22 protein-coding genes and 1 pseudogene are annotated in these 23501 nt (G+C 58.4%); 9 read left to right on the top strand and 14 right to left on the bottom strand.

The window, feature by feature from the left end:
* Positions 1 to 377: 377 nt before the first annotated feature.
* Both CK228_RS28935 and CK228_RS28930 read right to left on the bottom strand, forming a co-directional pair.
* On the bottom strand, positions 378 to 1502 hold the full coding sequence (locus tag CK228_RS28935; RefSeq protein WP_245437849.1) for a branched-chain amino acid ABC transporter substrate-binding protein: 1125 nt from the start codon (positions 1500 to 1502) through the stop codon (positions 378 to 380).
* The gene (locus CK228_RS28930) at positions 1387 to 2418 is read right to left on the bottom strand and encodes an EamA family transporter (protein WP_142887699.1); all 1032 of its coding nucleotides are present in this window, start codon (positions 2416 to 2418) and stop codon (positions 1387 to 1389) included. Before CK228_RS28930 ends, CK228_RS28935 begins: the two co-directional genes overlap by 116 nt.
* A 64-nt stretch (positions 2419 to 2482) precedes the next feature.
* Between CK228_RS28930 and CK228_RS28925 the strand changes: the two genes are divergently transcribed.
* Entirely contained in the window at positions 2483 to 3142 is a 660-nt protein-coding gene (locus CK228_RS28925; protein ID WP_245437850.1) for an ABATE domain-containing protein, read from the top strand.
* Here the strand turns inward: CK228_RS28925 and CK228_RS36075 are convergent.
* The 7 genes and pseudogenes from CK228_RS36075 to CK228_RS28890 form a co-directional block, all read right to left on the bottom strand.
* Positions 3139 to 3375, bottom strand: a pseudogene (locus tag CK228_RS36075) (SOS response-associated peptidase); the annotation flags it as partial. The gene CK228_RS28925 and the pseudogene CK228_RS36075 sit on opposite strands and share 4 nt — an antisense overlap.
* A 303-nt stretch (positions 3376 to 3678) precedes the next feature.
* Positions 3679 to 4344: a hypothetical protein gene (locus tag CK228_RS28915; RefSeq protein ID WP_095790025.1), complete on the bottom strand. Its 666-nt coding sequence runs from the start codon at positions 4342 to 4344 to the stop codon at positions 3679 to 3681.
* Positions 4325 to 4738 carry a phage holin family protein gene (locus CK228_RS28910; RefSeq protein ID WP_095790024.1) on the bottom strand — a complete coding sequence of 138 codons (414 nt, stop codon included), beginning with the start codon at positions 4736 to 4738 and terminating at the stop codon, positions 4325 to 4327. Before CK228_RS28910 ends, CK228_RS28915 begins: the two co-directional genes overlap by 20 nt.
* A 14-nt stretch (positions 4739 to 4752) precedes the next feature.
* Positions 4753 to 5274: a hypothetical protein gene (locus CK228_RS28905; protein ID WP_095790023.1), complete on the bottom strand. Its 522-nt coding sequence runs from the start codon at positions 5272 to 5274 to the stop codon at positions 4753 to 4755.
* Positions 5275 to 5764: 490 nt separating this feature from the next.
* Positions 5765 to 6838 (bottom strand): histidine kinase dimerization/phosphoacceptor domain -containing protein, encoded by a 1074-nt coding sequence (locus CK228_RS28900; protein WP_095790022.1) that lies wholly within the window; start codon positions 6836 to 6838, stop codon positions 5765 to 5767.
* Positions 6839 to 6924: 86 nt separating this feature from the next.
* Entirely contained in the window at positions 6925 to 7965 is a 1041-nt protein-coding gene (locus CK228_RS28895) for a sensor histidine kinase (protein WP_095790021.1), read from the bottom strand.
* Positions 7962 to 9449, bottom strand: coding sequence for an ATPase domain-containing protein (locus CK228_RS28890; protein WP_095790020.1), 1488 nt, complete (start codon positions 9447 to 9449; stop codon positions 7962 to 7964). Before CK228_RS28890 ends, CK228_RS28895 begins: the two co-directional genes overlap by 4 nt.
* Positions 9450 to 9774: 325 nt before the next feature.
* Between CK228_RS28890 and CK228_RS28885 the strand changes: the two genes are divergently transcribed.
* The 3 genes from CK228_RS28885 to CK228_RS28875 are packed head-to-tail and all read left to right on the top strand — an operon-like array spanning position 9775 to position 12159.
* Complete coding sequence (locus CK228_RS28885; RefSeq protein ID WP_245318236.1) at positions 9775 to 10410, top strand: phosphatase PAP2 family protein; 636 nt, start codon at positions 9775 to 9777, stop codon at positions 10408 to 10410.
* A 5-nt stretch (positions 10411 to 10415) separates the two neighbouring features.
* Complete coding sequence (locus CK228_RS28880; RefSeq protein ID WP_245437852.1) at positions 10416 to 11330, top strand: diacylglycerol kinase family protein; 915 nt, start codon at positions 10416 to 10418, stop codon at positions 11328 to 11330.
* 19 nt (positions 11331 to 11349) lie between these two features.
* Complete coding sequence (locus tag CK228_RS28875) at positions 11350 to 12159, top strand: metallophosphoesterase (protein WP_095790018.1); 810 nt, start codon at positions 11350 to 11352, stop codon at positions 12157 to 12159.
* Between the two features lie 46 nt (positions 12160 to 12205).
* On the opposite strand, the gene CK228_RS28870 is transcribed toward CK228_RS28875, so the two are convergent.
* A complete protein-coding gene (locus CK228_RS28870; protein ID WP_095790017.1) occupies positions 12206 to 13606 on the bottom strand; it encodes a phospholipase D family protein in 1401 nt (466 codons plus the stop codon).
* A 1355-nt stretch (positions 13607 to 14961) separates the two neighbouring features.
* Positions 14962 to 15201, bottom strand: a complete 240-nt coding sequence (locus CK228_RS35015; protein WP_142887698.1) for a hypothetical protein — start codon at positions 15199 to 15201, stop codon at positions 14962 to 14964.
* 274 nt (positions 15202 to 15475) lie between these two features.
* On the opposite strand from CK228_RS35015, the gene CK228_RS28855 reads away from it, so the two are divergent.
* From CK228_RS28855 to CK228_RS28845, 3 genes are all read left to right on the top strand, one after another.
* Complete coding sequence (locus CK228_RS28855; RefSeq protein WP_095774616.1) at positions 15476 to 15775, top strand: DUF1236 domain-containing protein; 300 nt, start codon at positions 15476 to 15478, stop codon at positions 15773 to 15775.
* Positions 15776 to 15979: 204 nt separating this feature from the next.
* The gene (locus tag CK228_RS28850; protein ID WP_095774617.1) at positions 15980 to 16183 is read left to right on the top strand and encodes a hypothetical protein; all 204 of its coding nucleotides are present in this window, start codon (positions 15980 to 15982) and stop codon (positions 16181 to 16183) included.
* Between the two features lie 770 nt (positions 16184 to 16953).
* Positions 16954 to 18024, top strand: a complete 1071-nt coding sequence (locus CK228_RS28845; protein ID WP_095774691.1) for a YihY/virulence factor BrkB family protein — start codon at positions 16954 to 16956, stop codon at positions 18022 to 18024.
* Positions 18025 to 18093: 69 nt separating this feature from the next.
* On the opposite strand, the gene CK228_RS28840 is transcribed toward CK228_RS28845, so the two are convergent.
* Positions 18094 to 18309: a hypothetical protein gene (locus CK228_RS28840; RefSeq protein ID WP_095790014.1), complete on the bottom strand. Its 216-nt coding sequence runs from the start codon at positions 18307 to 18309 to the stop codon at positions 18094 to 18096.
* 1352 nt (positions 18310 to 19661) lie between these two features.
* Complete coding sequence (locus CK228_RS36490) at positions 19662 to 19895, bottom strand: hypothetical protein (protein ID WP_179296076.1); 234 nt, start codon at positions 19893 to 19895, stop codon at positions 19662 to 19664.
* A 259-nt stretch (positions 19896 to 20154) separates the two neighbouring features.
* Between CK228_RS36490 and CK228_RS28830 the strand changes: the two genes are divergently transcribed.
* On the top strand, positions 20155 to 20787 hold the full coding sequence (locus CK228_RS28830) for an outer membrane lipoprotein carrier protein LolA (protein WP_095790012.1): 633 nt from the start codon (positions 20155 to 20157) through the stop codon (positions 20785 to 20787).
* Positions 20788 to 21047: 260 nt separating this feature from the next.
* Positions 21048 to 21311 carry a YMGG-like glycine zipper-containing protein gene (locus CK228_RS36065; protein WP_095774620.1) on the top strand — a complete coding sequence of 88 codons (264 nt, stop codon included), beginning with the start codon at positions 21048 to 21050 and terminating at the stop codon, positions 21309 to 21311.
* 180 nt (positions 21312 to 21491) lie between these two features.
* Here CK228_RS36065 and CK228_RS28820 read toward each other — a convergent pair whose 3' ends face one another.
* The gene (locus CK228_RS28820; RefSeq protein ID WP_245438135.1) at positions 21492 to 23477 is read right to left on the bottom strand and encodes a response regulator; all 1986 of its coding nucleotides are present in this window, start codon (positions 23475 to 23477) and stop codon (positions 21492 to 21494) included.
* Between the last annotated feature and the right edge of the window lie 24 nt (positions 23478 to 23501).

The following is a 23501-nucleotide window of genomic DNA, read 5'->3' as shown; positions in this document are numbered from 1 at the left end:
TTCGCCAAACGGTTGTCCGTTACCTGCTTGATAATGTCAAAAATCCGAGCGTTCGATAGACGTGGTCATCCACGCCGTCGGAGAAAGGAGCTCTGCGAGCTAACGGATTGGGAACGGGGGGACTACATAGCTCGAAGCGCGATCGACGCGGGTCTTGCTGTGGAGTTCGATGCGGGGGTTCCCTGATCGCTCCTCTAAAGCAAAGAGCTTGCTACCGGCCCTACGGCAAGGCGAACATTGCGAACCAAATTTCGGTCCCACAGTCCCGGTTCGCAGGCATTGGGGAGGCGCGGCGAGCGGCTAGGACCTACCGGCGTGGAATGAACCCCAGGCAACCGGCCGCATCAATTCGCTTACAAACGTCCGCTACTGATTGCTCAAAAGGCCGACTTCTCGGTCGTTCGAGCAAGCATTCTGATCTGCTTGAACCGGCCTTTCTCAACCACGTGCAAAGCCGTCACCGCGGCGATGTCGTCCTGCTTGGCATCCCAGTTGACGACGTCTGGGTATGCAATGCCACGATATTGGCTTTTCCGGAGCGCCGATATCACGCCCTGTCGGCTAAGCTGATTTGCGCGCTTGGCCAGCCTTATGGCCTCAAGCAACTGTGCCGCAGCGTCATAGCAGTTTACGGCATAGTTCTTGAGGGGACCGAAGCGATCCGTATAGCGTTGAGCAAATTCCCGCGACCCTTGGACGACACCAATTTCCGGACAGGCTGAGAGGACGAGGACGCCCTCATCCTGCTCGGCCGCCTGGCCGGCGGGCTCCAGGAAATTCCAACCATCCCAGCAACCGTCCCCGGTCGCGAGCAAATGCCGTACCCTCGCCGCCCGCATTGCCTTTAGCAACGGCGCGCCCTCGAATGTGCCGCCGTAGAACACCAGGTCGATATTTTTGGGAAAGCTGCCGACCAACGCGCCGAACTCGGTGGTTCCTTCCTCTACAGCGATGTCCTGCACAACACCGCCTCCGCGGCGCCGAAAGGCGTGGACAAACTCGTCGGTCATACTTTGTCCGTAGACGGTGTTGGTTCTGACCACGACAGCGCGCCGTTTCCCCATTTCGGCGGTCAGATGGTTGGATATGGCGGACGCGGTAACGTCGTCGCGGTTTGTGAACCGAAACACATTGTTCCAGCCCGAATCCGTTAGCTTCGGGTTGGAAACGATGGGTGAAATCAGCGCCATCGACGCATCGCAATAGCGCTGCGCCACGGCGAGCGTGACGTTGCTGTTGTAGTGCCCAACAATGCCCAGCACGGCCTGATCAGCGATCAAGCTTGACGCCACCTTGGCGCCCTCGGCCTCGTCGCCTTTGTCGTCGCGCCGGATCGCCTCCAACAAGATACCCTCAGCCGCGTCGTTGGCATCCTCGACCGCCAGTTCAACTGCCTGCGCCATCTCGATCCCGAGATAGGCAGGACGTCCCGTAAGTGGGGCGACGACCCCGATCCTTACCCTTTTGCGATCGCCGTTGCTGTTTTTCGTGGCGTCGACCATGAGTTACCTCCTTGTGAGTGGAATTGCGGTTGGCAACCAGCAGGCAGGCCACGGAGGCGACAACCAGAAAGCCTCCGATCAGGGTGGTTGCGGTGATCTCCTCGCCAAGAAATGCCCAGCCGAGGAACATCGCAATCACGGGATTGACGAACGTGTAGGTCGCGACAAGGGCGGGCGAGATCTTCTTGAGCAGCCAGATGTACGAACCGAACGCCACCACCGTGCCGGCGAGCGTGAGGTAGCTCCAGCCAAGGAAGGATGACAGGGAAATCTGCGCCACGGCTCCAATCGGTTCGCCTCGCGCCGCGCTCAACAGCATCAGTGCTGCGCCGCCGGTGACCAATTCCCGGCCGGCAAGTGCCACCGAGGAACCCTTGTTGTTGTGGCCTTCGGCAATGAGCGTGCCAAGCGCCCAAGAAGCGGACGCCATCAGCAAAAGCAGGATGTCGGACAGTTGGAGCCCTGCGGGACCGGCAACGCTTCGCCATGCAACAAGGACGACTCCGAGCAAGCCGGGAAGCAGCAGTAAAATGGTCCTGACAAGAGGCTGGTGCGATCTGCCGAGAATGCTTCTTCCGACGATGATCCAGAATGGGATCGTCGCCAGGAGCAAGGCTGCAAGGCCGGACGGCATGCGCTGCTCGGCATAGGCCAAAACACCGTGACAGCCGACGAAGAACAGCACGCCACAGAGGCCTGCGCGGAGCCAGGACCGGATCGAACCGCCGTCGTCGGCTTTGGCCCTCGAATGCGCCAGCAAGATCACTCCGCCGACAATCGAGCGCGTGCCCATCAACGCAAAGGGTGGGATGGTTTGGACAGCGACCGCAAGGGCGAGATATGTCGAGCCCCATATGAGATATATGGCGGCAAAACCGCATACGATCGTAAGCTTTTCTCTTGAAGAAGCGGTCATCGAACTTATAACCATCTATCATCGAACTTATAACCATCTAATAGGTTAGGTAAGGTTAAGCGGCATGAGCCCGATTGGTTCCACGACCTCTCCAAAACCACGTGCCACGCGCGTTGCGGAGCGCCATCTGGCGAACGAGGATCTGGCGATCCGCTTCGTGAACACGGCGGCCTGGAGGTTGCGTTCGGACGTTGAAGAACGGCTCCCCAGCCCGGAAGCTCTGCTGGACTGGTTTCACGCCAACGACCTGGTTTCCCGTGGCGAACGAACGGCGTTGCAGCGGGCGTGGAAATCCGATGTCGAGGCTGCCAACTCCCTTTATGAGAGCGCGATCGCTTTGCGCGAACTGATCTACAATCTGCTGATTGCGCGGATCGATGGCCAGACGCCTCGCACCAAGGACCTTGAGGCCTTCAACCATTTCCTGACCGCTGGTGGGGTAGGCGCAACCCTCGCTTGGCGGGCAGGCGACTACGCTTGGCGCGCGACGAAGGGAGTGGGGAGCCTTCTAACTCCGATAACCCTGTCGGCTGCTGAGCTCCTGACCGGGATCCGCTCTGGCAAAATCAGGCAGTGTCAGGATGAGAGAGGGTGCGGCTGGCTTTTTGTCGACGAGAGCAGAGCGCAGAATCGCCGATGGTGCTCGATGGGAGATTGTGGAAATCGTGCGAAGGCGCATCGCCACTATCAGCGAGCAAAGGGGTATGCCCTGAAGTCGGATTAGCCGACCTGCTCGACGGAATGCGTACGCGCCGGTAAAGGCTTGACAAGAGATTTGGCGGAGACCGATGGATCGAGCCAGGCAGCCCAGTCTTTCCGGCCGAGGATGACGATCTGCCGGTCATGATTGGAGACAATGTCTGGGCCGAGAATGCTTCGCCCTCATCCGTCGTCTCGCGCCAGATGCCGGCAATGCGCGTCGCGCTTGTTGGACAGCCATTTGTCCTTGCGCTTTTTTAGGATAGCGCCGCCGGTTTCAGACGCAGCGGCACACGGCCATGTCGAATTGTTGCATTCAAACGATTTGCGACGCGATCTTCGCATCCTCACCCTCGTGATCGTGAGGATATGATGGGATCGCCCGACCATGCGGTCGAAAGCATTCGAGGGAAGAAATGGAACGTTCGCGGAACGGCATCCGGCAATACACTGACATTCCATTCGAGGCTGAAAGTTACGCCCGCTCCTAGGCAGGCGGCCAGGCGTTCCGGCTCGCGTCGAGGTCGCGGAAGATAAGAAGTGCGCCTGACTGTCTGACAATTACTTCTCGGAAGGGTCCCGGATGTCTTCCTTGCTGACGAAATAGTCGCTTGCCACCGCAAGCACGGCCAGGAAGGTGGCGCCATATCGCGCGAAGCCGAAGGCCTCAGCCGCGGCAATCTTTGCGCCGCGCTTATGCTCACTGACAAATTGGGCCGCCGCGTCCCGAATTTCGTCGGCAGCCTCGCCGAACAGCGCGTGCTCTTTGGCAGTCGGCGGAAAGGCCCGGCCAATGATATGGCCAACCAACACCCCTACCGCCGAGCCGGCGATCATCTTGGCTCGATCGAGATTGGCAACGGCGCGACGCTTGCCAGCATGATAACCGCTTGACCTTGCATCGGCATCTCCGTCGCTTGTCACCGTCGCCGTGGTTACTTCGACACGCCCAGCAGCGACTTTGCCGTCAGCACTCCTTCGTCCCGCATCAAAAACGGCGACTGCGCCCAATGCAACGGCGGCCGCTATTCCGCCATTCTCCTGGACCGCATCCGAGATGCCCCGGAGCGCCGTGGCAACTTTCTGTTTGGCGTAGTGTGTGGAAACGTCCGCCAAATGTCTGGGTTGCAGCCGGCGGCTCACCTCGCTTACAGGGCCGAACAGTGCTTGCCGTTCAGTTCGGCTCTGCACCAGGATGTCCCTAATCTCATTGCTGGGTTGAGCCATAGCGTATTCCCTGCTTCAAGGCCGCGAGATCAGTCCGCACCTGATTGACTGTCTCGACGGGCGTAATGGTCCATCCGGTCAGCGCGCGCTTGGCCAGATAAAGGGAGATCAAACCTCCCGCGATCAAAACAAGGCCGACGATCAGACAGGCGAGCATCGGACCTACCCCGAAGGAGATCATCGCAAGGATGAGACACTGAACCAGAGCGAACGCCGCCAGCGCAAAAAACACGGCCGCCGCCATTCCACATGCGCCCGAAGAAACCAGCGTGGTGGACTTCGCTCGCATTTCCGCCTCGAGGAGGCGCAAGTCTAGGCGCATCAACGAGCCAAATTGGCTTACCGCTTGGCCGAACACGCTTCCGAAGGGCCGGTGGTCCGTTCCATCATCCATGCCAATGATCCTTCTCAGGACCGATCGGAACTTCGCATGATCCGCGTCAGGAACACGCCGGCTAGAATGCCGATCCCGAAAAAGGCGGCAGGCTGGCGCTGCGCGAATTTCGTGACGGAATCGAGCAACTCGCCGACGTTGCGGTCCCTGATATCGGTAGAGATACGCTCGACACCTTCGGCCGCCGTGCGCACCATGCTTGCGACCTGGGGCGATTGCTTTTCGATGCCGTCTGCCGCGTCCTTCACGGAATGGGCGATATTGGCAATAGCATCGGCGCCCGCCGTCTTGTTGGACTCGACTGCTTCCTTGAAGGCGCCCGCGGCATCAGCGGCGACAGACCCTGCATAATCTTTGGCATCGCTCGAAACGGAGGCGGCGGCATTCTTCAGATGCGACGCGGTCTCCGCCGCACTTGTCTTAAGCTTGCCGAGAGCTTCTTTGCTGGTCTCGGCACGCTCGGCGTCCTCATTGCCCCAGCCGTTCTCGTTGGCGTTACCTGGTCCCGGAAAGTCGTCTGTGGTTGGCGTGTCCATGATATTTCACTCCTGTGTTCCTAGGAATTGAACTTCGCCACCATGAAGCGGTTCCTGCCCCCGACAAAAAAGCCTATCGAGCATCGCCGCTGACCGGATTAGCGCAGTCGCTGGACGCGATCACGGCGCTCGTCCGCCCTTTTCGGCCAGTCGCATCGCTCGTCCTCACCAGCATCAGTGCGCAGTGCGCTAAGGCAGAACGTTTGAACGTCCACCTCCGCTAGTTGACGGCCAGTCGTAGAAACGTTTGGAACTGGGTTGCCACCGCCCACACCACCGTGCCAGCAGCTGTCGAGAAACGTGATCGGCTGGATCCGCTCGGGCAACTCGGGGTGGGGGATGTTTGGCCGGATCCGCACGTTCGCGCTGGGTGCGAAACTTTCTTACGTCTCCCAGGCCGAGGACGGTGGCCGACCCGGACTTAGGCACTAGCGGTGGGTCGGCGTCGCCGTGACAGCGACCCGGTCGAGCGCAACCTCTAGGGTGGTCGTCAGGTCGCCGCCGACCGTTTGAAAACGATGGTAACCCTGGTCCCTTCGTCGGCGCTGGATTTCACTTCGAAGTGCGCTTTGGCGTTTTCGGTCAAGGAGTGCGCGATGAGTGCGCCAAGCTTGCCGGGCTTCGGCCAAGTCTCACCCTGCGGCAAGCCAACTCCGTCATCGGCGATAGTGATGCGGCATCCTTCGCCATCGACCACGCTGTGAAGCGTTATCGTTCCGCCTTCTCGTCCCTTGAAGCCGTGTTTGAGCGAATTCGTCAGCAGTTCGTTCACCACCAGGCCAGTCGGCATCGCAACGTTGACCGAGACGGGATAGGTATCCACTTTCATGTCCAAGCGTATGCCTTCGACGGCATGCGAAGCCATTACCGCAGATGCTATCTGGCTGAGGTAGATGCCGAGATCGACCTCATCTTCCTGCTCGTCGTTCGACAGCGCCTGGTAGAGTATCGCAAGAGCGTCGACGCGCCCGGCCAACCTCTCGAACCGTTTCTGATCAGGCTCCGCCGCATTGCGGGTCTCCAGTCGGATGAGTGCGGTGATCATCTGGAGATTGTTCTTTACCCTATGCTGCAGTTCCCGCAGCAATGTATCCTTCTCGCGGACACGCTCCTCGATCGAGGGCGCCTCCTCGCCGTGAGAGGATACGTCCACCAAGGCGACCAGCCGAAAACAGGTCTTGCCGTCGTCGTCCACTATCAAATTTGAATAGGCGTCAACGACTGCTGGTCCGTCGTCGCCGCGTTCAAGGCGAAAAGTACCGACAAAATCCGTTTCGTTGACAACGCATTCGGCCAGCGCCTTGTCTTTCTGCTCACGGATACCAGTCCCCGACAGCGCTGCCCAGTTTTTTCGCGCCAGACTGGCGGCCTTCAGGCCGGAGAGCTTTTCGAATTCCGGATTGGCATAGACGACGCGTTCCGTTTCGATCAGGTCTGAAACCGCGATCGCAATAGGCACCTGGTCGAGGAACTTCTTGAACTGTTCGCTCTCCAGCGCCGTGGCCAGTTCTGGCGTATCGAGCAGCTGCTCGACCGCCTCGGGCTTCCCTGTATCCGATGTCATTTTAACGCCTACGCCGTAAGGATAGGTCATCAGTATCAGCGATGGAGCAGATAGGCCACCGCCGAAGCGCGGCCACCTAGAAGAGGTCAATATGCCGGGACCAGCCTCGTATCGCGTAGCGGCAAGGCCATCGTGAACCGCAGACCGTCAGGGCGATAGTTCAACTCGACCTTGGCTTGGCACTGCACAGTCACGACTTTCTCCAGCAGTGTCGTCCCGAAGCCGCGCCGTCTTGGGGGCTCGACCTTAGGCCCGCCCATTTCAAGCCACTCCAGATTGAGGATTCGCTCTTCTCCCGAATTGCTCAACGACCACCGGACTTCGAGCCGTCCGGTGGGACGGGACAACGCACCATATTTCGATGAGTTAGACGCAAGTTCATGAAAGGCCATCCCGATCGGGATGGCGATATCGGCGACCAGGGCGACGTTGGGCCCTTCAAGCACAACACGCGACCTGTCGCTCGTATCGTAGTGGCGCAGTTCCGACTCCAGCAGCTTGTGCAAGGAGGCCATCTGCCAATAGTCATCGGTGAGCATCGAGTGCGTGTCGGCGAGAGAGACGATCCTGGCCGAGAAATCGCGCACGAAATCATCGACGCTTCCGCTCGACTTGGCGGTCGCACCCATCATCGCTCGGACATTTGCCAGCGTGTTCTTGACGCGATGATGGAGCTCCCTGATCAGCAGTTTCTGCCGGTCAGCGACCTCTTGCTTCTGTTCAATATACGACTTGACCTCGAGCTGACGGGCGCGGGCGCGCAGAGCCGAGCGTACCGAATTTGCCAGGCTCGACGCCAGAAAAGGCCTCTCGAGAACGATCAGATAGCGGTCCAGAAAGGCCAGGCGCTTGTCAATCTCCGTTCCCCGCATCGTCAGCAGCACGATCGGAAAATCGGACCACGCCGGTTGAAGATTGAGCCAGGATGCGAACTGATTTCGATCAGAACTGATCAAGGCTTCTTCGGTAACCAAAAAGCACTGGGCTTGGTCCAACAGCGGTACTGCTTCGTCGAGGGTGGCGCAGATGTGAGACTTGATCCCGTTCTCCGCGAGGATTGCCGACGCGACCTTCGCGTCGCGCCCGACTGGTGCCAATACGAGCACACTGCAGTCTGAAGGCATCACGAGGCCTTGTCTTGCAGCAGGTTGCCTTGCTTTCCCTCGTAGGTGGGCACGCCAGTCAGGATCCCCCGAAACTCCTCCAATGGTTCACCGACGGCCAGCCCGGTCGCGCTTATCTTGAATTCGCGAATGGTGTCCTCATGCGGCCCGGCGCGTTTCTTGACCACGGAAATAGCCCGTCTCAGACGGCCGCCGCTTTCGAAGAAGCGCAGGAGCATTAAGGAATCGCAGAGATAGGTCATGTCTACGGGGGCTGACATTTGACCGATCACTCCATGATTGGCCAGCAGCAGGATCGTCACAACGCCTTTCTGATTGAGATATGTCAGGATCTCGTGCATCTGCAGCACAAGATGCTGTTCCTCCGACATCGCATTGAGGTACCCGGTCAAGCTGTCGATGACGACGATCCGCGCATTTGACCGCTCGACAGCCGACTGGATGCGCGACGACAATTCACCGGGCGACAATTCCGCCGGATCGATCTGTTCCAGCAGCAAACTGCCATTGTCGGCGAACGGGCCCAGATCCATGCCGAGGCCCGACGCGCGCGCCAGGAATATCCGCTTGGTTTCATCGAACAAAAGCACCAACACATGTTCGCCCCGCTTGAGAGCGGCATGGCAATAGCTGCACGCGATGGTTGACTTGCCGACACCAGAAGGTCCCATCAGAAGCGTGCTGGTGCCGCGGTCAAGCCCGCCGCCCAAGAGCGTGTCGACAGAACTGTTGCCGATGGCGGGCGTTCCAGGCTCGGCCAGCTCATGCTCGGAGGCAACCAAGCGAGGAAATACCGTCACGCCGCCGGGTCGAATGACGAAGTCGTGGAAGCCGCCGCGAATTTGAACGCCGCGCATTTTGATGACGCGCAGCCGCCGCCGCTCTCCGCCATAGATTGGCGAAAGCTGTTCCATCCGGATGACGCCATGACTGATGGAATGCAGGTTGAGATCGTCATGTTCGGCAGTGAGATCGTCAAGGAGAAGCACCGTTGCATTGTTGAGCAGGAAAAAGCTTTTCAACGCCAGGACCTGCCGTCGATAGCGTAACGATCCCTGTGACAAAAGACGTATTTCCGACAGGGAATCGAACACCACGCGATCCGGCTTTATGCGCTCGATCTCGGCAAGCGCGGACTGCACAGTTTCACCGAGTTCCAGATCGGAGGAATGAACCAGAGTCTGTAACTGCGACGGATCGAGGCTCAGCTCCGGCGGGACCAGCTCGAGGATTTCGACACCTTCAAGAGAAAACCCATGCCGTTGCGCGACCGAGTGCAGTTCACGCTTGCTTTCGGACAGCGTTATGTAGAGGCATTTCTCGCCATCTGTCGCGCCTTTGATCAGAAACTGCAGACCAAGTGTGGTCTTTCCTGAACCAGGCCTGCCCTCTACAAGATGTGAACGGAATTTTGCATAGCCGCCTCGCAGGACGTAGTCGAGGCCTTCCACGCCAGATGATATTGGTGAAGCGTCCTCTTGATCCACGTTGTCCCCACACGCCTTTGGTGACCTCCTTAACGGATAGCATTTTCAATAGTTCCCTCTTGAAAAGAGAGGGTGACGGCCCCTTTCCCACCCGTCATGTTGTCGGGGCTGTAGCGCAGTGCGGCTGCAAATTCTTACATTCTCAGCGCGGTGATGGCTGGGGAACCTCGTTCTCGCGAGCCCGTTATGCCTCACCAATGAGGTCCCACGCTTGAGAGAACCAATTCCAGACATCGAGCGCGGGCCCCTCGGGAATCACTGCCCTCCCACGCCGCCTCGGATCGGCAGTGCTTCCGCACAAGGCAAGAACAGGCTTATTGCGGGCATGCTAGTCGCCTGCCTCGTTCTCGGCTTTGGGCTGCTCGCCGAGGAAGTCCTGGAAGGCGACACAACCAAATTTGATCTGGCCATTATGTCGGCCCTTCGCGCAGCCGATCCCGCCTATCCGATCGGTCCGCCCTGGCTTCAGGAAGCGGCCAGGGATGTGACCTCACTCGGCAGCGTGGTGTTTCTTGGCTTCGTGTTGCTGGGAGCGGCTGTTTATCTGCTTCTGGTCCACAAGCGGGCTCTGGCCATTTGGATGGCGGTGGCGGTGGGCGGCGGCGAACTGCTTGGCACGATCCTCAAGCTGAGCTTCAACCGGCCCAGGCCGGAGATCCCTCATGTCACGCGAGTATTCACGGCAAGCTTCCCGAGTGGACATGCAATGCTTTCGGCGATCACGTTCCTGACCGTAGGGGCTCTCCTTTCACATGCAAGTCAGGATCTGCGCCTCAAAGTGTATTTCATGGCGCTCGCCTTGTTTCTGACGGTGGCCGTTGGCATAAGCCGGGTCTACCTCGCAGTCCACTATCCAACGGATGTATTGGCAGGGTGGTGCGTTGGCTCTGGCTGGGCGATCCTGTGTTGGATAGTCGCTTTGTGGTTTCAGGAAAGACCAAAGCGGGGACCAAAGACTTGAAGGTTATGGCGCTCATCAACAAGGGTGCCGGCGCTGCGGTGCGCAAGGGCGACATAGCGAGAGCCGTGCGGGATGCGTTCGCCGAACGTGGCGCCGAGGCGGATGTGCGATTGGTAGACGGGCGAGAGGTTGGAGAACTCGCTCGGCGTTTCGTTGCCGACAATAAGTCGACTTCCGATCATGGATCGAGATTGGTGGTGGGCGGTGGCGACGGCACTCTCGGCACCGCTGCCTCGGCGCTGGCGGGGACGAATCTGGTTCTCGGTGTTCTTCCGCTCGGCACATTGAACCACTTTGCCAAGGATTTGGGTGTGCCGCTCGATCTGACGGCGGCGATCGATACAATCGCGACAGGCACGCCTGTCGCAGTCGATGTCGCCGAGGTCAACGGCCGCGTGTTTCTCAACAATTCATCGATCGGGATCTATCCGTTCTTTGTGGCAAAGCGCTCAGCCGAGCAGCGGCACCGCGGATTTTGCAAGCTTGCCGCCATCGGCCCCGCCCTCATGAGAACGGTGAGATTCGCCACGTGGCAGGCTGTCCACGTTTCTGCCCAGGGCGCTCGCGAAAGACTGCGGACTCCTTGCGTGTTTGTTGGCAACAATTTCTACGACGTCGCCAATCTTGGCCACCGCCGCAGCCTCTCGTCAAAAGAACTATGCATTTATGTCGTCAAGCAACAGTCCTGGTTTGGGCTGGCATTGCTTCCGTTCAAAATCGCATTCGGCATGATAGATTCGACCCGAGATCTGGAAACCTATCGGGCTACTTCACTTCAAATCACATCGCATCGCCGCGCCATGCTGGTTTCTCTGGACGGCGAAGCCGTCCGTATGGACATGCCCCTGAATTTTCGGATTCGACCGGCGGCCTTGCAGGTCCTTGCGCCTGACCAAAACGACAAAGACGAGTGGCCATAACTGAAAGCGGAGAAATTCAGTGAAGACACTCGTCCACCTTTCGGATTTGCACTTCGGAAAAACAGAGAGCCAGCTCGTGGAAGCGATCGCGGCTGAGGTTCGTGCCGTCGATTTTGATTTGCTCGTCGTGTCGGGAGATCTGACGCAGCGCGCCCGGAAAGACGAATTCCTGCAGGCGCGGGCTTGCCTTGACTCTCTTCCCGGCCCCCGCATCGTGGTGCCCGGCAATCACGACGTGCCGCTCTGGAATGTCTTTGCGCGTGCCGTGACACCTCTGGCACGTTACAGGCGCTACATCGAGGCGGACACGGACCCATTCTACGCCGATAGCGAAGTCGCTGTCGTCGGGATCAACACGGCACGATCCCTGACAATCAAGGACGGCAGGATCAACGTCCGCCAGCTAGAGGCGGCGAGGGACAAGTTCGCAAATATGTCCAATAACGTTACCCGGATAGTGGTGACGCACCATCCTTTCGAAGGACTGGACCTGGAAAACGACGACGGAATCGTTGGCCGCGCGGATCTGGCAATGGATGCCTTCTCGCGCAGCGGCGTAGACGTCATATTGTCTGGCCACCAGCATCTTCATCGCGCCGGTTCGAGCGCACGGCGCTACCTAATCGACGGCTATGCGGCACTGCTTATTCAAGCGGGGACGGCGGTTTCGTCCCGGGTACGCCATGCTGCAAATTCGTTTAACATCATTCGCGTCGAGCATCCGAGGATCTCCGTCGAATGCCGGGCATGGCAGTCTTCGCGTTCCGGGTTCGAAACCTCGGCCAGCTATTCCTTTCGGCAAGGTCCAGGCGGGTGGGAACCTGCTTGAATGGCGGCTGGGGGAGAGCGCCAACATTTCCAGAATCGACATACCGCTAAAGCTGAGATTCGATGGGTAGGTACCTGACCAGGGCGGCCAGGATACGGCGGGACCATGCTGCCTCGGGTTCGCGAGTATAGGTTTGAGGTCTGCCTTCATCGCTGCCATGCCAGCGCAGAACCTCGTTCTTCAGTTCGAGCCGGTAGCTTGCTTCCGGCGCTATCTCGGATTTGAACCGGTGCCGGAGTTCCGCGACCAACTTCTCGTCTTCAAAAAGCACTCCCATTTCCGAATTCAACGATACGGACCGCGGATCGAAGTTGAAGGATCCCACGAAACCGATCCTGTTATCGACGCTGAACGCTTTTGTGTGCAGGCTGGCACCCTTTGATCCAAATACAGAAATCTTGGGCTGCCTACTAAAGGGCTGAAGCTCGAAGAGCTGTACGCCCTTTCTGAGCAAGCGCTTGCGATAGTTGGCGTAGGCCCCGTGAGCGGCAGCGACATCGGTCGCGGCCAAGGAGTTGGTCAAAACAGCGACCTGCACCCCGTCGTCCACGAGGTCGCCGAGGATTTTTGAACCCTTCTTGCCGGGGATGAAATATGGCGACACGATTTCCACACGCTTGCGCGCCGACTGTATGATTGGGAGCAACTCCTTCATCAGCCAACCACGCGGTCTCCAGCCTCGCACCTTTTCCGGAGGGTCAGAGATCACGCGCGCGCCCTCGACCCAATGAACGTCGCTGCTGGCCGCTATGAACCCGGCGATGGAGCCCTTGTCTCCGATACCGCTCAGGAGCGTCGACTCGGTTTCCTCCTCGCTTCCTTCGAAATAAGGGGAATACGAACCCGGCGCGGTTGCACCGAGTTCACCTATTGGCTTGGCGTCCTGGCATGCCCAGAAAGTCTGGAAGATCTGTGTGGTTTGCTGGACGGCAGGACCGAGGAGCAGCATGTCGAGGTCACGAAAATTCGTCTCCGCCGCGTCAAAATAGGCATCGCCGATATTACGTCCACCGACGATGGCGATGTTGTCGTCGGCGATCCACGCCTTGTTGTGCATCCGCCTGGTCAATGCAAAAATCCGCAAGAGGACTTCCGCGCCTCGCATTACGCCGCGTGCTCTGATGCCGCTCGGGTTGAACAATTTGAGTTCGATGTTTGGATGGTTGCTCAGCGCCAAATAAGCTGCATCGCTCTTGCGCGGATTGACGTCGTCGAGCAGCATTCTGACGCGTACGCCCCGCTGCGCGGCGCGGACAACTTCCTGTAGAAGCAAGCGCCCAGTAAGGTCGTCATGCCAGAGATAATACATGAGATCGAGAGTGCGAGCCGCACTCCTTGCCGCTAAGACACGCGCGGCGAACGCATCGTAATTGTCAGAGATCATAAGCAGGCCACTCTTACCCGCTTTGATTCTGTCGGCCGTTGTTGGCGTAACCGAGACGTTCATGGATTGACCAAATTCGGAGGAAAACGAGGCGCTGTTTAATGAGACTAAGAACCCGCGAGCCCTGATCTGGTTGCAGGGGGCCCTTTGAGCCTGCACGAAAGGTCGAATGCAGCTATACTAGCACTAGCGTATAGCCAGCCGGCGTCCCGTCGTTTAGGCCCGGCGTCCTACTGGTAGGCGCCGGGCCGCATTGCCGGTGAAAGCGTTACTCAAGGACCGCACCTGCCCTTGCGGTGGCCCGGGCGCATGTTTGCCTACCCAAGTCGCCCGTTCCATCCGATGAACGGAGCATCATTGCCCGTGGTCTCGCCGGTTGGCGACATGAGCTTCTATGGTCTTGCGTAGGGCATCCGCCGGCATCAGAAAACGCTCGATCTCTGGCCATTGGGTGTCTCCGTTTTGAGGGCTCCCGCAACTGCGCGGATTATGTCCTTCGCTTGCCTGCCATCAGCTCCAGGTTGTGAAGCGGATTTACAGATAATTGAGCATGTTTGGCGCATCATGATCAGCGGAAATGCAAGTAGCTCGTACATGGCCAAGGCCTCGGCGCTCCACGCTTCGCCGGGGCCTTTTGCGCGCTTATGCCATGCTGCCAGGCGCCCTGACCTGGCACCTTGCTTAGGCCTTTGTCCTCCTGGACCGGCCCGGGGCGAGGAAGCCATCCCTTATCAGGTCCAACGCGTCGAGCGCGTCTTCATCCAACAAGTTTGTCAAGGGCACTCCACCCACGCGCACAACCTTGTTGTTGTCTATGTCGTAGACCTCCCAGAGCCCATCACTGACCCTTCGGATTGCGTGCCGCCTCTCCATAAGGAGTCTCTAATAAGCGAGTCGCCGAAGCGCCAGCAAGAAAACTCGATCCAAAGAGTTAACGGTGGAAAACCATGCTCGCTTTAGGCCTGACCGAAGCCCGCCCCGGACAGTTTTGCCCCCATCCGAGGCGGGCTGGTTGGAAGCTGATGGAGACAGCCTCCTCGCCTTGGCCCACGGGGATCAAAACCAAGGCAAATTCAGAACTTCAGTTGGCGAAGAATGTTCCGTTGGAGGCATGCGCTGCCGCCACACAGTTCGATAGCGGGATTTGCGCCACAGCGGTGCGGCATAACCTGTCAGAAAGCGGCTGTTTGGAGCCCGGAAAGCGCACTGATCGAAGATGCAACCCTGAGACTGCACAAGGCGTTGAGACATTTCCTTGAAGGAATGCACGCCCGCGCCTCCAGAAAATCGGCCCCAGCCCGCTTGGGGTCCCGGCGATCTCAATTCGGTGCTAGGTTACCGACCGCATCAGCGCGGTGAACAACACTATTGCAACCTAATGAACGTGGAAGCCTGTCTGAACAAGCCCGCCGTCGAAATCACATTCCGGCCAAGGCGAAAACCGCTATCAGTGAGGTGATGGCGACGGAAATGGGCACGGCCAGGAGCAAGCCAGCTTCAATGAACCGATTTTCTTTCTCGTTGAACATCCAATCTTCCGGCGCCAAGCTGAAGTCCACGGGTTCGCTCGCCCCCGGGGAGACGAGCGAACCCTTATCAGCGCAGGAAGGGACATAACTGCGCCGATTCGGAAAGTCGCGATGGTTGACTTCAGCCAAGAGATATTCCGATCACGAGGGACATAATGGCCAACAGAACGCGCTTGACCAACGCTCCTATCAATAGATTTTTCCTTCGGTTCCGGCTCACAACTTCCGCAAAAGGGGACCGTTCCAAGCCGCACCGTCTGCAAGACCATTGCCGAACGTGGCCAGACATATGTCCAACCGGACCCCAGACCGAAGTCCACCAAGGGGAACGATTGCGTCAGCGCCAAGTTGGCTATTGAGCTTCGACACCACCAGTCGGAGCCACTCTCACGAGGAGCCCAATATGAAATTGCATCTGTCTGCTGCAGCCGCGGCATTTCTTCTGCTCACAGGCGTCGGCGTCGCGGCGGCCGAGGATATCATCATTCAGCCCGAGCAGGACACGGTGATCCGCGAATATGTGAAGAAGCAGCCGCTCGCGTCGGTAAAGGTCCCCGGAGTGGAACTCAATATCGGCACGGCTCTACCCGATACAGTCGAGCTTCGCGAAGTCCCCAACGTCAAATATCGTTATGTCGTGATCGACAACCGGACTGTTCTGGTCGATCCAGGCACCCACAAGATCGTCAAGGTCTACGACTGACCTTCCTGGCTCAAGCCCGTCGTCTCGTGGCGGCGGGCTTCAAAATGCAAGATCTCGCAAAATCCCATGCTCTGAAAGCGCGCGTTGCGAACCGTAGGCAGAGCACGACGATGTTCACCAGCTTGCCGCTAGCTCATTCCTGCCACTGTCATAAAGCGGTCCAGCCGCCCGCTTTTATAGCTTCGCTTGCAACGAGGAAACACCATGGCTTCGACAGCAGCGTTAATCTGGTACCTGGTAATAGCCGGTCCGCAGGGTGGCATGGCAATCTTGCCTGGCAGTTTCGACAAGCGTGAACAATGCATGGCGGCCATCGCCGAATACCAGAGGCAGCCGACGCCGTCGGGCTGGACCTTGCAGTGCATCCCCAGCGCTTCACCATTTACCAACAACGGATCCGCGGAATAGCGCCAGGTGGTCAAGGTCGGGCAGTGCTTTCTCAGACTGAGGCAGCGATCGATGATCCGGGTAACGGCTCGAACCACATTGCGGAGACGAATTGGTGACGGAATCGCCAGCGGAACCAATGGCCAGCGACCAAGTTTTTGCTGCCAAGGAGACTATTCATGCTCAAATTGTTGATCCAGATCGGCATCGTATATGCAGCGTTCAGGATTGGTGAAAGCGTCGGGCGTCTCGATAGCGGTCCTCGCCGTTGGCCGCGCGATCAAATCACCGCTGGGGGAACTAGACGCAGGGCTGGGGCACGCTGATTTCGCAACACGTTCTCCGCGTTCGAGTGGGTGGAGGTCCAGGAATGGCTTTGATTATTGGTATCGCGTTGCTTTGGGGGTTCTGTTCTCCGTGCTTTTCGTTACTCATGCCGCGCCTGAGGCTACGCCGGTGCCTGCACGATCAAGGGTCCCGATAGGTCTGCTTGGCGCCTTCGTGAGGCCGCCGATTTTGGATGAATGTCGGCGATGTGTCGCATCGCCAAATAGGCTGGCAGTTTCGAGCGGTTTTTGCGCCAGTCGAAACCATGGACAGGTTTTCGGCTGGCTTGCCAGCTCGCAGGGGCAACGGAACAGCTACGCCGTTCAAGGCGGTGAGAGGTTCAAGCCCGGGCATGAGGAAGCGCATTGCGGAAGCGTTCGACGGCAACCCACAGCGGTCAAGGGAAGCATTGGCCGCACATTGGAGCGTAGTCGAATGTGGTGGACAGCGATGGGGTTAGCCCTGTGACTTCGAAAGCGAGACGGAGTCAGAAGCTGCCCGCCACAGAGGCGTCTTTAATCGATGAAGAAGCGGCCAGTCGCGCGGCCTTAACAACGGAAGAGAGTAAGGCAGCTCTGAGATCGGAGGAGGGAGACCGCGGACGCGACGCGGCTTGGCCATCCCAGATACCTGCGCTTGGTTGGAAAGATATCTTCTGGCGCTTATGGGAAGAATTCAACAAGGACCGGGTTTTGCTCGTTGCGGCCGGCGCCACGTTCTACCTGCTTCTGGCACTGTTTCCGGCCTTGGCCGCTTTCATTTCAATTTACGGCTTTGTCGCGGACCCGGTTTCGGTTGCCGACCATATTGCCTATCTCGGCGGATTGCTTCCGTCGGGCGGGCTAGACCTCATTCGCGAACAGCTTCAAGCCTTGGCCAGGCAAAAACCCGGCGCTCTCGGCATCGGTTTCTTCATCGGCCTTGGTATCGCGCTTTGGAGTTCCAACAGCGGCATGAAGGCACTCTTTGATGCCATGAATATCGCCTACGAGGAACGGGAAAAACGCAGCTTCATCACGCTCAACCTAATGTCGATCCTGTTTACTGTCGGCGCGTTGTTGATCGGCATCGTGCTGTTGCTCACGGTGGGCGTCGTTCCCGCGCTTTTGCGCTATTTCTATCTGGATGCGTGGACGGAGACGTTAATAGCAGCAGCCCGGTGGCCGGTCTTGGTCTGCGCGATGCTGACCGGAATTTCTCTGCTTTATCGCTTCGGACCAAGCCGCGAACGTGCCAAATGGCGTTGGCTGAGTTGGGGCTCTTTGATTGCGACCGTTGCGTGGATCGCGGCGTCGTGGCTGTTTTCATTCTATTTGCAGCATTTCGCCAACTACAACGCCACATACGGATCGCTCGGCGCCGTAGTCGGTTTAATGATGTGGACGTGGATTTCCGTCATCATCCTTATCGCCGGCGCCGCGATCAATGCCGAGATGGAGCATCAGACAGCGATTGATTCCACTACCGGCCTGCCCCTGCCCATGGGCAAACGTGGCGCGGTCGTAGCGGACACTTTGGGCAAGACCGCAAAATGACTGGCATCACTTTTCTGCCTTGCCACGAATTCTCTGCGAAGGGTTAACGCGCCCACCGGATGGCGAGGATCAGGGCCTGGAATCGGTTTCCTCTTCTGATGGTTGCCGCCCGTCTGATTGGTGAGTCTTGTCTTCCACCTCATTCACGGGGCGCGTCAGGCCACCGCCAGGCTTGGGCTTCTTGTTTGCGGCCGCGTCCTGAGAGGACGCGTTCGAAGAGTCGACGCCGGTCTTTGCCGGATATTTTGTGGCCCCGGTTTCGCGATGGTTTTCGTTGTCACGCATGCCTTTGGTCCTCCGTGATCAACGATAACCGCCCCCGTCAGTGCCAGTTCCGCTGCAGATGGAACATTCTCTACGGCTGGTCGGTTGGCCAGGAAGACCATTCCCTGCCAGACAAACTGGTGCGCAGCCCAGGTCGGCAAACCCCTCTGCTGACCGGCAGACATGCCGCCCAAACCAGAGCCCAATAAAGAATCGCTGCTAGATGCGCCGGCCTGGACATCCGACGTGCGAGAGCCTGACCCGGATCCCGCACGAACTTCCATTCTCCAATCCCGACAAGAACCGAATCCCGCGAAGGGAGCATTGCAATGAGCGGTGATTAGGTGCTGGCTGTCTTTGCGGTGCGGCTCGCTTTTGGCAAGAAGGCGCGACGTCTCGGCGATAAAATTGCCGCGCCTGGATGGAGGCGTCGAGTGAGTTGCGCCAATAGCCGGTCACCGCGTCGTTGAAGCGTCTACCACTCATCTGGCCGTGCGGAGCCGTCTCGACACGGGACGGGATCTAAGCTGAGCCAGCTTCCAGGCCGGGCGGCGTCCGTTACAGCACAATCGTTTGCCCGTAGTATTTGCCGGCATTCCGGATGGGCGCCGCTGCTAGTTTCGATGTGGTCGGCAGGAACACGCAATGTGGAAAGACGGGGTCCGATGCGATGGCCCGATGCGCGCGGGCTTGCAAACATACCGACCATCAACATTGGCCCAGCGTTCCTCAGCTCATCGCTGCGGCCACGCGGCCATCATCAGTTCCGGCATTGATGGCTTGGCTAGCCCGGGAAACCAACGTCATGCCTCCCCACTTGCCGTGCCTATCTCCTCAGGCCAAAAAAGCTCAGCACCGCAAGAACAACGACGACTAGCCCAACAATGTAGATTATGCTGTGCATCGATCGGACTCCAAAATAATAGGCAGGCCACGCTCTTTTGCCTACCGTACGGTTATTGCGTCGAAATCAACATTTCGGACCGCCTAATGTTCCATATTTGGGCCGTATTTTTAGGACGTCGCCGTTGGGCCGGCTTTAGCGGGTTGGCAACTTGTGCCGCAGCGTCAGTGCCGGCCTTAGGAATGGCCGATAGACGCCCGAGATCCTTTTGAGGGCGTGGCAAAAGAAATCCGTTTTACCTTCGAAATTGCATCTATCACTGCGCCGCACTCGCCCTGCTAATGCTGGGCCGATGACGAGTGCCGGAGTATTGGCCGTCGGCCGACAATTGGTCACCTCTCAATGTCCCTGACGGGTCCTGCGGTAACGGAACCAAAGCGATCGCACGATGTTAAGCAGGCGAAGGGCCATCTTAAATCGTTGAGGATCTCAAATGAAAGTCGCCATTGTTACAGCTTTGGCCCTGTGCCTACTCGTACCCTGCGTCGCCTCGGCCGACGCGATCGTAGTTCAGACCCATAGACACCACCGACACCACCACTGGAACAATGATCGTGTCGTTATCTATCGTGAAGGACATCGCCTCCATCACCGCCATCATGGTGATATCACTTTCTTCGATCACGGTCGTCGCCACCATCGCTCCGATGCGGTTGTTGTCCGAAGCCCGATGGATCGATCGCACCACCATCGTCACCGCCACGTTGTTATTCAGCAGGAGAATGGCGGTTATTGACCGCCTCCTTTTTGCCCGGCTCTCACTTGGAGAGCCGGGCACGCATTACGATGTATGATCGGCGAAAGCCAAACCGAATTGGCGGTTGGTCGGAGCTCGGGACACCAGCGCAGCCGAGCCTGCTACGGTAGCGGCGACAGCAAATTCGCGTGCTGGATTGTGCGCTACGCGGGGCCAAAAAGGCGCGCCACCTCCTTTAATCACGCCGCTCGAACCTGGAAAGTAAATGGAAAAGATCAGAAGACTGCTGGCTTTCTGGTTTGTAGTTGTCAGCGCTACCGCGATCAATTCCGAACTTACTCCTGCCGTCGCGGCCGCGCCGGCAGATGCAGCGACGATTGCCGATCATTTCTCAGCCATAAAGTCCATGTCAGGGGACTTCGTCCAGTCTGGTCCTAGGGCGGAAAAGACCAGCGGGAGATTTTTTCTGCAACGCCCGGGCAAGCTCCGATTCGACTATGCAGGCCAATCCGGGATCAGCTTGATTGCAGATGGAAGATCCGTCGTAATCTACAACAAGAAGCTCAAGACCTCACGCCTCTATGCTCTCTCCAAAACGCCGCTTAAACTCGTCCTGGACGACGAGGTCGAATTTTCCGGTAACCGCGTCAAAGGCATCAGAGACGATGGTGCCCAGGTTATCATTAAGCTGGCTGACAAGTCGGCTTTCGGAAACTCGAACATCACGGTGGTCTTTGACAAGAAATCGTTGGATCTACGCAGATGGAGCCTCACCGACGAAAGAGGGCAGATCACGACAGTGACTATCTCTAATGTGAAGGAGGGCGTTCGCGCTCCTCCAGGCACCTTCACCATCGATTATGCTGCAAACCGTCAATTCAACACCAAAGCGAAATAACGGCCCACCGGCGGTAAGCTGGCCGAGAAGCAGTTGAAGTGACGGACGAACTCGCAAGAGGGCCGGCGCGTTCCCCAATAAGCGCAACTCCGAGCCAGGCGGTCCCTTTCAGAGAGTTCCTGGTCTCCGACGTGCACGCCGGCTTTGTCGGCATGCATGTGATCCCGTCAACAGCTAAATCTAAATTAGAGAGATATGGATCAAAAGCGGGAACTGCGCATTTAGTATCCGGCCCGCTTTGGGCTGCTGGAGGACGACTGATGAAAAAGACAATGCTCGTATTAAGCCTTCTCATTCCGCTTGTTGCATGTTCCCGCACTGAACAGGGTGCTGCCGTCGGCGGACTGGGTGGGGCGGCAATCGGCGCGGCCGTGGCTGGTAACCCAGTGCAAGGTGCGGTCGTCGGCGGAGCTGCTGGTGCCATCGCAGGGGCGGTGATCGGACACGCCAGCGAGGCTGGCCAGTGCCGTTATAGGGATCGCCAAGGGCGCGTCTATGTTGCCAGGTGTCCCGAGGGGTATTGAGTGTGTCGGGCCCGCGCGACCCTGCGATGGCACGTGCGGCCCGCTGTCCGCTACGGAGGCTTAACGATCGATAGACTGAGGCGCAATGCAGTCTTCGAGCCTGGCTCGTTCAATTCTTGGTCAGGCGTTTATGCGCATGCCCCGTCCATCGCTTTATCGGATCAAACGGACTTAGCCGCCCTATCCTGTCTTTGTTGCTTTAGGGGCTGGTGCGATTGCTCGAAAGATAGCCTCTACGAGGTCCTTTTCTCGGAAGGGCTTGCTCAACAGAGGGACATCCGACGGGCGATCCGAAATCGTATCCGCTTCGGCGTAGCCCGTCACTATCACCGCCGGCCAATCGCTGCGGAGGTTGCGTGCGAATCGAATAACGTCGATCCCGGTGACCAGCGGCATGGCAAAGTCAGTGACGATTACATCAAAATCATGCGGGGCCCGTTCAATGGCAGCCAGCGCCTCAGCGCCGCCAGACGCGCAGGTCACCGGAAAACCTTGCTGACGAAGCGACTCGGCAGTCAGTTGCCGCAACACGCTGCTGTCGTCGATCAGAAGGACTGACGGGTTTTCTTTGCCGCTGTAGGTTACTGGTTCCTCTTTGGCCGCGGTGTCATCGTTAAATGAATCATCAAAAGAACGTGGCAGCCACAGTTCCATTGCCGTTCCGCGACCAGGGGCGCTTTCTATGCGAAGAGAACCCCCGGACTGCTTCATGAAGCCATAAACCGTGCTGAGCCCGAGCCCCGTTCCCTTTCCAACCGGTTTTGTCGTGAAGAAAGGTTCAATGACCTTCGCCAGTATGTCGGAAGGGATTCCCGAACCCGTATCCTTGACCGTTACGACGACATATTCGCCAGGCGCCAGATCTTGCGACGTCGTCTCGAGGGAGCGATTTTGCGCAAGCACGCTGATAGTCCCACCCGACGGCATGGCATCGCGTGCGTTGAAAACAAGGTTCATCAGCGCAAGTTCAAGCTGCCCGGCATCGACATGTACCGGCCATACCGTGTCGTCGATCTGCCAATCGAAGCGTATCAAGCCCCCTAAGACTGGCGCTACCAACCCGTTCATGGTGTCGCCAAACCCTGCAAGACGCACCGCTTCTGGCTTCAGCGTCTGCCGACGCGAAAAGGCGAGCATGCGAGTGACGAGATCGGCGCCTTGTTTGGCCGAGCGCCGCATCAGCTCAAGGACCTGCCGGGCCTGGTCATCCAAGGTTGCACCGCGTTCGAGCAGTCCCAACCCACTCAAGATTGCGGCGAGCAGATTGTTGAAGTCATGAGCCAGGCCACCGGTCAGCTTGCCAATAGCATCAAGTCGCTGCGACTGAAGCAGCTGGTCCTCAAGAGCCCGCCGCTCGGTGACGTCAAGCAGCGTCCCAAAGATTTCCGGTTCGCGGCCATCTACGCCATTCGACATCACACCTTGGTCGAGAAAGATCCGATACTCGCCATTGGCGCACAGCCAGCGGAATTCACAGGTGTAGGAGCCGGTCGTTTTTGCCACCAAAAGCGCTTGCTCCAACCTGGCGCGATCGTCCGGGTGGACCCGGCTAAGGCCAAAGGACGGATCGGAGGTCAATGTCTTGGATGTAAAGCCAGCTAGACGTTCGACCCCGTCGGTGACAAAGCGCGTCGCGAAGGGCGGCGCGGCTGCCCGCGCATGGAAACAGACAGGCAGGGAACCCAAAATAGCATCCTGCCGTTCCTCCGCGTTGCGCAGGGCCTGCTCGGCCTGAAGCTTGTCCTTCTGCGCCTGGAGTGCCTGTGCCAGCAGTCTCTTCTCGGTCGCTGCCTTTCGCTGAATTTCCAGGGTCTTTTCGTGGAGTTCGACGAAGACCGCGACTTTCGAGCGCAGCATGATCGGATCGAATGGCTTAAACACATAGTCGACCGCGCCGGCATCATAGCCGCGCAGCATGTGAGCCTGCTCCTTGTTGATGGCTGTAAGGAAGATGATGGGAGTATGCTTGGATTGTTCGCGCTGGCGTATAAGCGCAGCCGTTTCATAGCCGTCTATTCCCGGCATGAGGACGTCCAGGAGGATGATGGCGAAGTCCTCCTTCAGCAGAAAGCGCAATGCCTCTTCGCCCGATTGGGCGCAGATGACGTCTCCCGTCGAAGCAAGGACTTCGCTGATCGCCAGAAGGTTGCGTTCATCGTCGTCCACGGCGAGGATCCGTGCCCTTGCCGG

The organism is Mesorhizobium sp. WSM4312 (assembly GCF_002294875.1).
Taxonomy (GTDB): domain Bacteria; phylum Pseudomonadota; class Alphaproteobacteria; order Rhizobiales; family Rhizobiaceae; genus Mesorhizobium.
Note: the sequence above shows the minus strand (reverse complement) of the source record. Positions and strands in the feature narration are given on the sequence as shown.